Source organism: Oceanobacter mangrovi, from assembly GCF_019740315.1.
In the GTDB taxonomy this organism is placed as follows: domain Bacteria; phylum Pseudomonadota; class Gammaproteobacteria; order Pseudomonadales; family Oceanobacteraceae; genus Oceanobacter; species Oceanobacter mangrovi.
This window is the reverse complement of the sequence record NZ_JAHXZR010000006.1, coordinates 185,059-198,831: the sequence shown is the minus strand read 5'-3', so window position 1 is coordinate 198,831 and position 13,773 is coordinate 185,059. Positions and strand designations below refer to the sequence as shown.

Here is a 13,773-nt window from a genome sequence, read left to right as displayed (position 1 = left end):
GTCCGGGATGACGCCTGACACTCTGTGCATTCCCGCCTGTTTTCCTTGCTGATCCTGCCCATCTGCGGCTGTGCCCTGAATTTGTCGGGATGTACTGGTATAGTGCGCGCCTTTCCGAATTCTCAATCTCCTCTTTCAAGCGGGTGGGTCCTCAATGCAGTTCTTCAGGGAGTTTGCTCAAACTTTCTCTCCGAACATCAAGAACGATGTTCTTTCAGGTTTGACGGTAGCGCTGGCGCTGGTGCCAGAAGCGGTAGCATTTGCGTTTGTTGCAGGTGTGCACCCGCTGGTGGGTTTGTATGCGGCCTTTATGGTCGGTCTGGTGACGGCTTGTATCGGCGGTCGACCAGGCATGATTTCCGGTGCTGCCGGTGCCCTGGCGGTCGTGATGGTGTCGCTGGTGGCGGAAGCCGAACGCGACTTTGGCGACGGCATGGGTGTGCAATATCTGTTTGCAGCGGTGATCCTGATGGGGATTATCCAGATCAGCGCCGGAGCCTTGCGGCTGGGTAAATTTATCCGGTTGGTGCCTTACCCTGTGATGCTGGGTTTTGTGAATGGTCTGGCGATTGTGATCTTCCTGGCCCAGTTGCCACAGTTGCAGGTCAGCACGCCGGAAGGTAAGTGGGGCTGGCTGCATGGTGAATGGTTCAGCGGTGCTGAACTGGGCATTATGTTGGGGCTGATTGCGCTGACCATGTTTATCACCATCAATCTGCCGAAGCTGACCAAAGCGGTACCTTCGGCACTGGCCGGTATTCTGGTGGCTTCGATGCTGACCTTTGGGCTGGATCTGGATACCAAAACCGTGGGTGACCTGGCATCCATTGCTGGTGGCTTGCCGCCAATCGCGGTGCCGAATGTGCCGTTCACGCTAGACACCCTGATGTTCATCCTGCCGTATTCGGCGATTTTTGCGGCTATCGGCCTGATTGAGTCACTACTGACGGTGACCGTCATTGATGAAATGACCAATTCCCGTGGCCGTGGCAACAAGGAATGTGTGGCGCAGGGAACTGCCAATATTATCACCGGCTTTATCGGTGGTATGGGCGGCTGCGCCATGATCGGCCAGTCGATGATTAACGTCAGCTCTGGTGGTCGTGGGCGTCTGTCTGGTATCGCTGCAGCGCTGTTCCTGCTGAGCTTCATTCTGTTTGCCTCTCCATTGATTGAGCAGATTCCCATCGCAGCCCTGGTTGGCGTGATGTTTATGGTGGTGATTGGCACCTTCGAATGGGCTTCCTTCCGCATGATCGGCAAAGTACCCAAGCACGATATGTTTGTGCTGGTGCTGGTTACCGTGGTGACGGTGCTGACGGATCTGGCAATTGCCGTGATTATCGGCGTGATCGTATCGGCGCTGGTATTCGCCTGGCAGGCCGCCAAGCGTATTAATGCACTGAGCCAGCTGCAGCCTGATGGTGCCAAGCTCTACAAGGTTTACGGCCCACTGTTTTTTGGTTCAGTGACCTCTTTCCGTGATCTGTTTGATATCGACAACGACCCGCAACGGGTGTTGATCGACTTCGCCGACAGTCGGGTGATGGACCATTCTGCGCTGGAAGCCATCGACACCCTGGCCGAACGCTACAGCGAAGCGGGCAAGGAGTTGCACCTGCTGCACCTCAGTGAAGAATGTCGCAAGCTGTTGAAAAAGGCCGGTAACCAGTGTGACGTCAACGTCATCGAAGACCCTAACTACAAGGTGGCGGTCGACGAACTGGCCTGATGCGACTGATTCGGCAAGCTGATTGATCGGAGCGTGATATGAATCTGGTTGATATCAATCTCAAGCTGTTGCGCATCTACATGGCAGTGGTCGAGATGAACGGCATTGCCAATGCTCAGGCGGCGCTGAATAAAGACGCATCTACCATCAGCCGGGCGATTGCCCGGCTGGAAGAACAACTGGGATTACGGCTGTGTGAACGCGGTCGTCAGGGCTTCGAACTCACCGCTGATGGCGATCAGGTATACCGTCAGGCGGTGCAGTTGTTTGGCGCGCTGCGCAGCTTCCGCCAGCATGTTTCGGAACTGGGTACGCCCGCTGGTGGCAGTCTGGCGATCAGCATGATCGACAATCTCGTCAGCGATCCCAATTGTCCGCTACCGCTTGCACTGCAAACCCTGGTGCGGCGTTATGGTGCCGACATCGATATTTCGCTGCAGGTTCATACCCCGGCGGAAGCAGAACGGCAGCTGGCGGAAAAGCGTGTCGATGTCGCGCTGGGCATTTTTGAAACGCCACAGGCATGGCTCAACTATGCGCCGCTCTATGAAGAAGTCGATAAGCTGTTCTGTGCGCCGCACTCTGTGGTCGGGCAGTTATTGGCGGCGGGGGCGGATGAAACTGCTGTGCGGGAATCCTTGCTGGAACATGACTTTGTCACCCGCAAGTTCCTCAATAGCAGTGACTTGTCGTCACTGGCGGCTCAGCATCGCGGCGAACAGATCTTCTCGTCGAACCTTGAAGCACTGGTGATCCTGATTCTGTCTGGCCGATATGTCGGCTTTGTCCCGCAGCATTTTGCCGAACCGTATTTGCAGCAGGGTCGTTTTGTCGCGGTGCTGGCGGATCAACTGGAACACAAGTCCCGGCTGCAAGCCGCATGGACTCCGGCTGCCGGTGAGCGCGCTATCGTCCGGGAACTGTTACAGCTGTTAGGGGCTGGCCGAGTCACCTGACAGCTCCTGCACGTAAACCTGCACACGCAGTCATTTTTCATCCTCCTTTGTCTTTGCATCCTGACAGCATCTTTGATCAGGAGTATCCATCATGAAGTTTCCGATTAATCCTGTCAGCCGTCTGCTGGCACGCACCGCTGTGGGTTCTGCGATGACAGCTGCCATGACGGCTGCTCTGGCAATGGCCTCACCAGCGGCGCTGGCCAAAGACCAATACCGTATCGCCTGGACCATCTACGCGGGTTCTGTGCCACTCGGTTATGCCGAAGACAAGGGCATCCTCGACAAGTGGGGTGAGCGTTACGGCATCGATATCACAGCGGTACAACTGAATGACTACATCGAAGCCCAAACCCAGTTTGCTGCCGGTGAATTTGATGCCGTGATTGCCATTTCACTGGATGCGCTGACGATTCCGGCCGCCTCCGGGGTCGATACCACCGCGCTGATGCTGATGAGCAATTCCGCTGGTAGCGACGGCATCATTGTTCGGGACGATATCAAAACCATGGCTGACCTGAAGGGCAAGTCTGTCAATCTGGTGGAGCTGACGGGCTCTCATTACCTGATGGCGAGGGCGTTGTCTGGGGCGGGTATGTCTGAAAAAGATGTGTCTGTCGTCAACACTTCGGATGCTGATATTGGCTCTGTGTTTGGTTCGCCGGACACCAGTGTGGTGGTGACCTGGAAGCCCCAGCTGTCGACCATTCTGGAGCAATATCCGAATACCCACGTGCTGTTTGATTCCGCACAGCTTCCCGGGGAAATCGTCGATGTCATGGCGGTACATACCAATACCTTGCAAGCGCACCCGGAACTGGGCAAGGCCATTGCCGGTGCCTGGTACGAAGTGGTGGATATGCTGGATGCCAACAATCCCAAACATAAGGATCTGATGGAATATTCTGCTGCCGCGCTGCAAACCAGCGTGGCGTCTGTAGAGCAACAGCTCAGCACCATCGATTTCTACAGCCCGGCATCCGCTGCGGCAGCGGTGCAAAGCCCACAGTTCGCCAGCACCATGAAATTTATGTCGGAGTTTGCTTTTGAGCATGGCCTGTTGGGCGACGGTGCGCCAGACGCTGGTTTTGTTGGTATCGAAATGGGTGATGGCTCGGTACTGGGTAATGCCGACAACATACAATTACGCTTCCCGGTGCTGCAGGAGAAATAATCATGGTGCTTGATGCCATTCCGCAATCGGTGCCGTATCCATGGCCGTTGGCAGGCCGCTGGCAAGCGTCTCAAACTGCCTTGATCGTGATCGATATGCAGCGGGATTTTCTCGCCGATGGTGGCTATTTCCAGTCGCTGGGGGAAGACCTGACGTCCGTTCGACAGGCAATCGAACCCGGTAAACAAATGCTGGAGCTGGCGCGCAAGCTCGGCATGACGGTGATTATGACCCGTGAAAGCCATCGTCCGGATCTGGCCGATCTCAATCCCAACAAGCGCCTCAAAGGCGAGCGGTTGGGCGCGGCCCCCGGTATGCCGGGGCCAATGGGACGGCTGTTGGTTCGCGGTGAATATGGCTGCGACATGATCGACGAGTTTCAGCCGATGGCAGGGGAGCTGGTGCTCGACAAGCCGGGTAACAGCGCCTTCTACGCCACCGATCTGGGGCATATGCTGCAGGCCAGAGGTATCAAACAACTGATCATTCAGGGAGTTACTACGGACGTCTGTGTGTCATCGACCCTGCGCGACGCCAACGACCGTGGCTACGACTGTCTGGTGATTCGGGATGCCTGTGGTGCCGCCAGCCAGTCGCTACATGATTCCGTATTTGCCAGCATGGAACGCGAAGGCGGAATTTTTGGTGCCTATACGGATGTTGCTGCACTGCTTCAGGATCTTGCCGGACAAGGCTGCTAGTGGCCGCGCTGGACGCAGCGACGATGGCGCCGGGTTTGCCGCAGCTTGTTTGAAGAAACTAGCGATTAGCCGAAGGGCCTGATAGGGTTTCATGGATAGAATTATCAGTTCTGACTGGCAACAGCGGATGTCAGAATCTGGCCAATTGCAACACACCCCTGCAGGCTACTTTGCCCGCAGGCCCCGCAAGGATGCTATTTATGATGCCGAACCTCGACATACGGGCAAACCGTCGCCAATTTTGTAAACAACTGGCCGGTGCGGCAGCAGCGATGGGCCTGCCCGGGTTGGCACTCAACGGATGTAGTGTGAACGCCAGCGACCGGATTCTGGGTGGTGGCAAATACCTCGATGCAAACACGGGTCAGCTGCGTTATGTGCTGTCGGTTGTTGACCTGGCTACACAGAAAAGTCAGCAGTTGGCCATGAGTTTTTTGCCCCACGGTATCGACTGGCACCCACAAATGCCTGACCGTCTGGTGGTGTTCGAAAAGAAAGGGCCTCACGCCTGTGAGGTTGACCTCAACGCGATGGCGATCAGCCGTCAGATAGCCACGGTCCCTGAGCGTCATTTCTACGGACATGGCGTTTATGCGGCCGATAATTCCGTCATTTACAACACTGAAACCTGGCTTGATCAACGGGATGGCGTAATTGCCGTCAGAGATGCGGCCACTCTGGAGTATCTGGGTGAATTTCCCAGTTATGGCAAGGAACCGCACGAATGCAAACTGATTCAGGGCGGTGCAGTGTTGGCGATCACCAATGCCGGTGGTGGACTGGGAGGTGAGCAGCCATCCGTCACCTTTGTAGACGTTAAAACCCGTCGCTTGCTTGAACGTATCGAGCTGACCAATGACAAGCTGAATACAGGCCATCTTGAAATTGAGGAAGATGGTAGCCTGGTAGTGTTATCGGCGCCGCGCATCGGTCTTGAGCAGGGAGGTCTTGGTGGCGTTAGCCTGATGCCGGATGGTGAAGCCATGCAGTCGGTGCAGCAGCCGCTTGATGTAGTTGGTCGTATGTTCGGTGAAGCGCTGAGTCTGGTGACGCATCAGCCCACCGGTGTGACGCTGGTAACCCATCCCGACGGCAATATGATCACCCTGTGGGATTTGCATCAGCGCAGATTACTTAATGCTTATCCGCTGGAGACGCCAAGAGGTGTGACACTCAGTGCTGACCAGGCTGTGTTTATCGTTAGCTTTGGTCGTAATCCGGCGTTTCTGAAGATTCCCACCCAGGTTGCCGCTCGCGACCGCTTGTTGGGCCAGACGGCGGGTGAATGGCAGCGCGGCGCAGTTGTTCCGGGAACCTGGATTTCAGGATCTCATCTGTTTAACTGGTCGGCTCCTCATCGGGAGTTGGGTTTTCCGCTACCGCATTTGCCGGTTTAATTCCTGTTGTAGTTAGCCGTGCTCTTCAAACCACCATTTGGGTAACAGCGCCCGCACTTCCGGGCGACTGAATCTGGGGTCGATCAGGTCGATCCAGCCAAAATCTTCGGGGGTGCGAATCAGCCTCCCGGCAGCCTGAACGACCTTGCGCATACCCGGATAGAGCCAGGTGTAATTCCAGCCATGTTGTTCGCCAAAACGCTGTTTGATGCGTTGTTCGAGAATCTTGTGCAAGCGGTCGGCGGGTGGCAAACCCAGTGTTACCACCGACACTGCGATCAGTTCGTCACCGGGTAAATCAATGCCTTCTGAAAACACCCCGCCTAATACCGCAAACGCCAGTAAACCGCGCTGATGGCGGAATTTGCGGATAAAGCCCTGGCGCTGGCGTTCGCTCATATCAGACTGTTGCTTGAGGATTTTCAGGCGCGCATCCAGTTGGCCAATGGCACGAGCGACCGCGTGCAGGTAACTGAAACTGCTGAAAAACACCAGATGATTGCCCTGCCGTTGCTGGTGGTTTTGCAGCAATGTCAGTGCCAGTTTGTCGATGCTGGCTTCGCGTTGGGCGTAGCGGGTGTTGATGTCCGGGAAGGCCAGTTGCAGCTGGCGTTTATGGAACGGCCCGCTGACCTGGATATCGACCGTGTCTTCCGGCAGGCCAAGCAGATCGCGGTAATACTCGGATGGCTGTAAAGTGGCGGAAAACAGCACCACCGACCAGGCATCTTCAAAGCGAGGGCGCAGAAAGTCGGCCGGAATCAGGTTGTGAATGGTGAGGCTGAGTTGCTGGCTGGCCCATAACTGACCGCTATCGTATTGCTCACGGCCCACTTCAATAACGGAATGTGCGGCATAACGCTCTGCCAGTCGACTGAAACCCAGGCAGGCGAACAGTGCTTGCTGCAGGTGTGGATCATCGGGTGTATCGACCAGGGTTTTTGCCAGCATGGCCGCCAGATTACTGATCGGGCGAGTCAGGAAGTCTGGCAGCTCGTCTGAAAATCTGGATTTTATACCGTTATCTTTCTCGTCGTTTGATGTGGCTGAATCGCCTGGCTGTTCTGCCAGGGTTGTCTCAAGGTGAGCAAAGGCAGCGGGCTCAGGAAACATAAATTCTTCCAGCTGCTGCCAGCCTTTCTGCACTTCCTGTAACGCCGGGCGCAGGCCTCCACGGGCGCGACCGGGTTTGCGCAGTTCATCAAATTGCTGCTGATCCAGCCGGGTGCTGTACATGCCACGAGCGCGGTCGATGAGGTTGTGTGCTTCATCAATCAGCACACTGACGCGCCATTGGTGTTCAACCGTCAGCGCATGCAGCAAGGCGCTGTCATCAAAATAGTGGTTTACATCACCAATAATCAGGTCCGACCATTTGGCCAGTTCCTGGCTCAGAAAGTATGGGCAAATGTGGTGAGCGGCGGCGATTTTTTTAACCTCGCCAGCATTCAGCCAGCGGCGCTCGACGGCTTGTTGGCGGGCGTCAGGCAGGCGATCAAAAAAGCCGTCAGCCAAAGGACAGGATTCACCATGACAGGACTTGTCCGGGTATTCGCAGGCTTTTTCGCGGGCGATCAGTTCCAGCACCCGAATCGGCGCAGGATTGGTCGGGGGCAGCAGTTGTGCCAGTGAATCCAGCGCCAGTTGACGGCCGGTGGTGCGGGCGGTGAGGAAAAACAGCCGGTCGATCTGCTGGCGCGGCATGGCCTTGAGGGTCGGGAAAATCACCCCGAGGGTTTTGCCGAGTCCGGTCGGAGCTTCCAGCAGCAAGCGAGCCTGTAAACAGGTGGCCTTGTAAACGGTTTCGCTGAGGTCTTTCTGGCCGGCCCGAAAACCTGTGTCCAGAAACCGGAGTTGCTGCAGAAAGTCATTGCGCTGCTGGCGGTGGGCCTGCTCCTGTTGCTGCCATTGATACCAGCGCTGGCAAATCTGTTGGGCTTCCTCGAACAGTTCGGCCGGCGTAAAGAGTTGGCTGTCCGGGTGCTGGCTTTTGTTGTCGACGTTGAGATAAACCAGGGTCAGCAACACCTGCTTGAGACCATATTGTTGGCATAGCATGGCGCCATAGACTTGCAGCTGGGCCCAATGCAAGTCGCGCTGGCCGGGATTGATGCGCTCCAGGCGACCACGAAAGGTCTTGATTTCGATCAGCTCGCTGACGGTAGTTGTTGAGGCTGCAATAGAGGCAGGATCGTGGTTTTCAGGCTGGCTGGATGTAACATTTTCGGCCAGTTTGCAGAGGTCGGATCGGCCCCGCAGGGATACCCCGGCAAATTCGCCACTCAGGGGAAACTCGGCGCTGTAGCCGGTGTACTGACTTTGTAACCACTGATGGCCTTGCATGCCTTCCAGTGCTGTCGGGGCTGGTGTGTAGCGGAAGTCGAGGCTGCCGGACCGGGCAGCAAATTCACACAGATGGCGGACAGATACCGGGTTCATGTGGACGCAGTTCAAATTGGCAATCAATGACCATAACAGAAGCGCCAGTTTCTGTCCGCGCGGGCATGGACGTCAATCCATCCGGGCAGTACATTCAGGGTTTGGCGAGTGCCAGCGCTTGCCTTTGGGCGGCATTTTCAGCGAGCAAAAGGAAGGATGAGAATGATTTCATTTGGCCAGATTGAAGACCAGGCAGCCATGCGTCATGGCGGTATGGAAGCGCTCAAGGCAATGCTGCAATTTCCTGCGCTGGCCGAAGATGTGGCTGCCATTCCGGACGACCGCTGGTTGTCCGAAGCTTGCCGTATTGTGATGCAGGCGGGTTTTAATTGGGAGCAGGTGGATCGCAAGTGGCCTGCCTTTGAGGTCGCCTTTGGTGGTTTTCAGCCAGACTATGTGGCCGGGCTGTCGGACGAGCAGCTAGAGGACAAGATGGCCAGCGGCACCATCGTCAAGCACTGGCCGAAAATCAAGGCCTTTCGCGCCAATGCAGCGCTTTTGAGTGAGCTGGGTCAGCAATATGGTTCAGTCGGATCATATTTTTCCGGCTGGCGCAATCGGGAATTCGGCGAACACCTGCTAGAATTGCAGCAGCGCGGAGATCGTTTGGGTGGCAAAACCGGTGCTATCTGGTTACGCCGCATGGGGGTCGACAGTTTTATTCCGACGCCTGCTGTGGAAAAGGCCTTGAAGGAATTTGGCGTCGTGGAACGAGCGCCGTCGTCTCGTAAGGCCTGGACTGAATTTCAGCCAATTCTCAATCAGTGGCTTGATGAAACCGGCGAGTCGCTGAATTACATCAGTCAGATGCTGGCCCGCTCATGTGGCGAGGTGTATGCCGAAGCTCTGAACGAATAACCGCGCATCAATAACACCGGGGCTGGAGCCCTGGTTTTTTAGTTGCTGAATCGCAGGAGCCTCATGCCGTCCTCAAACTCGTCCTTCCGGAACAGTCCTTCTTTCTGGTATCAGCTATACGGCCTGGCACCAACCAAAAGACCCTTTCGTTACCCATTGTTGATTGCCATTTGTATGGCCATGCCCGCCTTGATCGGTGCACTGCTGGGGGATTTCCAGCATGGCCTGATGGCGACCATGGGTGGCACCATCGTCATGTATCTGATTCCGACCAGTCTGCCGAAGCGCATGTTGACGCTGTCGACGGCAGCGATTGGTTTTGCTTTCTGTTTTGGTCTGGGGCTGCTGGGCAGTGTGCATCCGGCGGTGTCGGCACTGACGCTGGCGGTTACGGCGACGTTGGTGAGCCTGTTTACCGGGTATTTCCGGGTCGCCCCGCCGGGCAATTTCTTTTTTATTATGGTCGCCTCGATTGCCACTGTGATCCCGTTTGAACCGGCAGCGATTCCCGAACGGCTGGGTCTGCTGATGCTCGGCAGTATGAGTTCGTTGCTGTTGGCCTTCGTGTATGCGCTGATGTTCAAGGGGGAGGAACCGGATCAGCTGGTTGAACCGATTGTCGGTGCCCAGCTACACAAACTGGTGGCCAACTCGATTGTCATGGGGATGTTTGTTGGCGGCGGTTTCTGGTTTGCCCATCTGATTGGGATGCACAACCCCTACTGGGTGCCGATTTCCTGTGCGGCGATTATGCAGGGAGCCAATATGCGGATGGTCTGGCTGCGCAAGATTCACCGCATCAGTGGTACGGCGGTGGGGATGTGCCTGGCCTGGGTGCTGTTCCAGTATCTGGAGGGTCCATGGGCCTTGTCGGCCGCGATTGTGGTACTGAGCTTCTGTATCGAAACCCTGATCGTGCGTAACTATGGTTATGCGGTGGTGTTTATCACGCCATTAACGGTGATTTTTGCTGGCGTTGCCAGTCATGGCCTGCAAACTGATGAGCTGGTGTTTACCCGCTTGCTGGATATTTCCCTCGGCAGCCTGATTGGTGCGATTGGTGGACTCTGTTCGCACTGGTTGGCGCCGAAGCTGATTGCGTTCTGGAGCGCCCGCAGAATCTGAGTCGAACGCTGGTTCCAGGGCTTTGGTGCCGGGAGTTGGCTGACTTAACTGACATATCTCTCATTTCGATCCGGCTGAGGTCACCAAACGCAGTGGCGGCCTGATGCTGGTCTAGTATGAGAAAACAGCCGTGAATTGGGTGGCCAGGGTATGTCTTTTTTCCGCAAGACCGGTACTGACAAGCTTCAGTCAGACAAAGCCAATCGTGATGCTTCAATCAACGCCGCTATTCGTCGTTCAATGGCGGTAATAGAGTTTGACCTTGATGGCACAGTGCGTGACGCCAATGAGCTGTTTCTGCGGGCGACCGGCTATCAGCTGTCAGATATTGTGGGGAAGCATCATCGTATTTTCTGCCGCCCCGAAGTTTATAACTCTCCGGAGTATCAGCGTGCCTGGGAGCGAGCTGGCAGAGGAGAGGTGATTTCGGGCAAGTTTGAAAGGGTTCGCAAGGACGGCTCTGTACTATGGCTGGAAGCGACCTATAACCCGGTTCTGGATCTGCAGGGCAAACCTGTATCTATCATTAAATTTGCAACGGACATCACCGGTTTTGTCACCCGTACCAACGAAACTCTGATGCGAATGGATGCCCTGAATCGTTCGACAGCGGTGATTGAATTCACTGTTGCTGGCGTGATTCTGACTGCCAACGATAACTTTCTCAAAACCATGGGTTACAAGCTGGCAGACATCAAGGGCAAGCATCACAGCATCTTGTGTCCTCGCAGTCAGGTGGAATCGGACAGTTATCAACGCTTCTGGAATGACCTGGCGGTAGGAAAAAGTTTTTCTGGCCTCTTTGAGCGAATCGACAGTCGCGGACGTTCTGTCTGGCTGGAAGCCCATTACGGACCGGTTTATGGTGCGGATGGAAAGGTCGAAAGTGTTATCAAGTTCGCGACCGATATTACCCCGCGTGTGGAAGAGGATACTGAACGTTCAAGACGGGCTGTCCGGGCTTATGAGCTGGTGGTCGATACTGACAAAATGGCGCGTGAGGGTGCCGTTATTATTCAGGACGCGGCCAGCGAAATGCATACGATTGCCGATAGCGTGACGGGTAGCGCACAGAGCATTGCCGCATTGGGGCAGCAAACCGAAAAAATCACCACCATTCTTAACAGTATTCACGGCATCGCTGACCAGACCAACCTGCTGGCACTTAATGCTGCGATTGAAGCTGCCCGCGCCGGTGATCAGGGACGTGGATTTGCGGTGGTGGCGGATGAAGTTCGTCAGCTGGCTGCTCGCACCAGTGCATCGACCCGTGAAATCTCCGAGATGGTGGGCAAAATTCAGTCTGGCACAGACGACTCCATCGCCGCCATGAATCGTTGTCAGCAGCAGGCCCAACGCGGTGTGGAGCTGGCCAGCAAAGCCGAGCAGGTGATTGTTGAAATCCGCGACGGCGTGCAGCAGGCGATGGACGCGGTGTCGGTATTTACCGACAGCGTAAAAAAATAATCGGCTACGGCTGTTGCTGTATTCCTTGCTGCAGCCAGGTTTTCAATTCGATTGTGGTTGGCAGCCCTTGCATGGCAGGCCCGCGTGACTTGCCAGCCGTGTCCAGCATCTGCAGCGCTGGCGGGCCAAAGATGCCCAACTGGCTCATCAACTGGCGTTGTTCGGCGGTACTGTTGCTAATGTCGAGGCGCAGCAACTGATACTGCTGCAGCCCCGGCTGAACCTCCGCTTGCTGTAACAGCTCGTCCATTTCGACACAACTGGTACACCAGTCGGCGGCAAAATCGAGTAACAGCGGGCGCTGGTCGCCGCTGTCACGCACACTGGCCAGCAGGGCGGCGGGGGATTCGAACACCGGAACGCTGACAGCCCCCGGCTGGCGCAGTGGATTATTCACCATATTGCTGGCAGAGCCGGCCGGGCTGGCGAGCGGCTGCAACCAGTTATTGCTGCCACGGGCTGCACCCAGCAGCCAGCCAATACCCACCAACAACAGCAGGACGCCAAGTGTTTTGATCAGGCGGGCCATGCCCCCGGCAGCGGCTTCCAGTGCGCCCATATAAATACCGCTGCCAATCGCCAGCACTGCGGCCAGCAGCATGCTGATAGAAGTTGGTAAAAACCGCGCCAGCAAGGCAATGGCAACTGCCAGCATGGCGACGCCGAAAAACTGCCGGATCACTATCATCCAGGCCCCTGCCCTGGGTAACCATTTGCCGCCACTGAGGCCGATGATCAGCAAGGGCAAGCCCATGCCGATGCCGAGTACGAAAAGGGCGCTGGCCCCAATCAGCACATTGCCGGTGGTACTGAGGTAAATCAGTGCCCCGGCCAATGGCGCAGAAACGCAGGGCGACACCACCAGCGCCGACAGAAATCCCATGATCGCCACACTCACCAGCTGACCACCTTGCTGACGTTGGCTCAGCTGATTCAGACGGTTGCGCAAAAAAGCCGGTAACTGCAGTTCAAACAGCCCGAACATCGACAGCGACAATAGCGCGAACAGCGCTGCCGCAAACCCCAGAACCAGCGGCGACTGGGTCCAGGCAGTCAGGTTGAGGCTGGCACCAAAGCTGGCCACCAGCGCGCCCAGCAGGGCGTAGGACGCCGCCATGCCAATCACATAGGCCAGTGACAGCGTGAAACCACGGCGGGTAGACAGTGCTGTGGCTGCTTGCCCGGCAATAATGCTCGACAGAATCGGCACCATCGGAAACACACAGGGCGTCAGCGACAACCCGGCTCCCAATAACAGAAAGCCCAGCAGAACCATCAGCGGATTACCGGAAAACAGGCTGTCTGGACTATTGGGTGGGGTTACCGTTGGAACCGGTGCAGCATTGATGCTGACTGGCGTAGTACTCACGCCCGGGAGATTTCCAGTCTGGCTGGATAAGGTTGGCTGGGCCGCTGCCTGACTGCCGCCCGGCTGTAGCAACAAGGTCTGTGGCGGGTAGCACAACTGATGTTCGGAACAGCCCTGATAGCTGAGTGTCAGGGCTGCAGGCTGGCTGGTAATTACCAGATCCAGCTGACGATGGTAGACCTGCACTTCACCAAAATTCTTGTCCTGCTTGGTTTCTGCAGCCTGGACAAAACGGACGTCCGCTGCTGGCGTTGTCTTGATGCGCTGCTGGTAGAGGTAGTAGCCCGGCGCAATCTCAAAATGCACCTGCCAACCGTCAGCGGTTGCCTGTACCTGTGGCTGAAACGCCTGGTCAACCGGTAAAAAATCCGGATCGGCATCCAGCTGCTGCAGGCTGGGTAACGCTTGGGCGGATAACGGCAACAACCCGCCAGTCAGTAATAACAACAGCGCAAACCTCAACACCATGATGGCTCCATACCGGATCAGACAAAACGGAGTGCCATCATGGAACGGCTGCCTTAAGGAGTGCTTAACACGTCTTAAGCACTCCTT

At 56.2% G+C, this 13,773-nt stretch carries 10 protein-coding genes; 8 read left to right on the top strand and 2 right to left on the bottom strand.

The genetic code is table 11. From position 1 onward, the window contains the following. The first annotated feature begins 154 nt into the window (after positions 1–154). The 5 genes from K6123_RS14220 (at position 155) to K6123_RS14200 (ending at position 5,960) form a co-directional block, all read left to right on the top strand. Positions 155–1,732, top strand: a complete 1,578-nt coding sequence (locus K6123_RS14220) for a SulP family inorganic anion transporter (RefSeq protein WP_221798844.1) — start codon at positions 155–157, stop codon at positions 1,730–1,732. 38 nt (positions 1,733–1,770) lie between these two features. After that, the gene (locus K6123_RS14215; RefSeq protein ID WP_221798842.1) at positions 1,771–2,688 is read left to right on the top strand and encodes a LysR family transcriptional regulator; all 918 of its coding nucleotides are present in this window, start codon (positions 1,771–1,773) and stop codon (positions 2,686–2,688) included. Positions 2,689–2,779: 91 nt separating this feature from the next. Then, positions 2,780–3,862 (top strand): putative urea ABC transporter substrate-binding protein, encoded by a 1,083-nt coding sequence (locus K6123_RS14210; RefSeq protein WP_221798841.1) that lies wholly within the window; start codon positions 2,780–2,782, stop codon positions 3,860–3,862. A gap of 2 nt (positions 3,863–3,864) precedes the next feature. Continuing rightward, positions 3,865–4,563: a cysteine hydrolase family protein gene (locus K6123_RS14205; protein ID WP_221798839.1), complete on the top strand. Its 699-nt coding sequence runs from the start codon at positions 3,865–3,867 to the stop codon at positions 4,561–4,563. A gap of 200 nt (positions 4,564–4,763) precedes the next feature. Beyond that, positions 4,764–5,960, top strand: coding sequence for a DUF1513 domain-containing protein (locus tag K6123_RS14200; RefSeq protein WP_221798837.1), 1,197 nt, complete (start codon positions 4,764–4,766; stop codon positions 5,958–5,960). 12 nt (positions 5,961–5,972) lie between these two features. Here the strand turns inward: K6123_RS14200 and K6123_RS14195 are convergent, their stop codons facing one another. Continuing rightward, a complete protein-coding gene (locus K6123_RS14195) occupies positions 5,973–8,399 on the bottom strand; it encodes an ATP-dependent DNA helicase (protein ID WP_221798835.1) in 2,427 nt (808 codons plus the stop codon). Between the two features lie 162 nt (positions 8,400–8,561). Here K6123_RS14195 and K6123_RS14190 point away from each other — a divergent pair, with 162 nt between their 5' ends. From K6123_RS14190 to K6123_RS23380, 3 genes are all read left to right on the top strand, one after another. Further along, on the top strand, positions 8,562–9,257 hold the full coding sequence (locus tag K6123_RS14190; RefSeq protein ID WP_221798833.1) for a DNA-3-methyladenine glycosylase I: 696 nt from the start codon (positions 8,562–8,564) through the stop codon (positions 9,255–9,257). Between the two features lie 63 nt (positions 9,258–9,320). Then, complete coding sequence (locus K6123_RS14185; RefSeq protein ID WP_221798831.1) at positions 9,321–10,382, top strand: FUSC family protein; 1,062 nt, start codon at positions 9,321–9,323, stop codon at positions 10,380–10,382. Positions 10,383–10,532: 150 nt separating this feature from the next. Continuing rightward, a complete protein-coding gene (locus tag K6123_RS23380) occupies positions 10,533–11,849 on the top strand; it encodes a methyl-accepting chemotaxis protein (protein ID WP_221798829.1) in 1,317 nt (438 codons plus the stop codon). Positions 11,850–11,853: 4 nt separating this feature from the next. On the opposite strand, the gene dsbD is transcribed toward K6123_RS23380, so the two are convergent. Then, positions 11,854–13,686: a protein-disulfide reductase DsbD gene (dsbD, locus tag K6123_RS14175; protein WP_221798827.1), complete on the bottom strand. Its 1,833-nt coding sequence runs from the start codon at positions 13,684–13,686 to the stop codon at positions 11,854–11,856. Positions 13,687–13,773 lie beyond the last annotated feature (87 nt).

Bases quoted from the DNA above. Each gene is read 5' to 3' on its own strand.
- K6123_RS14220 (WP_221798844.1), top strand. From the start codon at position 155: ATGCAGTTCTTCAGGGAGTTTGCTCAAACTTTCTCTCCGAACATCAAG.
- K6123_RS14215 (WP_221798842.1), top strand. From the start codon at position 1,771: ATGAATCTGGTTGATATCAATCTCAAGCTGTTGCGCATCTACATGGCA.
- K6123_RS14210 (WP_221798841.1), top strand. From the start codon at position 2,780: ATGAAGTTTCCGATTAATCCTGTCAGCCGTCTGCTGGCACGCACCGCT.
- K6123_RS14205 (WP_221798839.1), top strand. From the start codon at position 3,865: ATGGTGCTTGATGCCATTCCGCAATCGGTGCCGTATCCATGGCCGTTG.
- K6123_RS14200 (WP_221798837.1), top strand. From the start codon at position 4,764: ATGATGCCGAACCTCGACATACGGGCAAACCGTCGCCAATTTTGTAAA.
- K6123_RS14195 (WP_221798835.1), bottom strand. From the start codon at position 8,399: ATGAACCCGGTATCTGTCCGCCATCTGTGTGAATTTGCTGCCCGGTCC.
- K6123_RS14190 (WP_221798833.1), top strand. From the start codon at position 8,562: ATGATTTCATTTGGCCAGATTGAAGACCAGGCAGCCATGCGTCATGGC.
- K6123_RS14185 (WP_221798831.1), top strand. From the start codon at position 9,321: ATGCCGTCCTCAAACTCGTCCTTCCGGAACAGTCCTTCTTTCTGGTAT.
- K6123_RS23380 (WP_221798829.1), top strand. From the start codon at position 10,533: ATGTCTTTTTTCCGCAAGACCGGTACTGACAAGCTTCAGTCAGACAAA.
- dsbD (WP_221798827.1), bottom strand. From the start codon at position 13,686: ATGGTGTTGAGGTTTGCGCTGTTGTTATTACTGACTGGCGGGTTGTTG.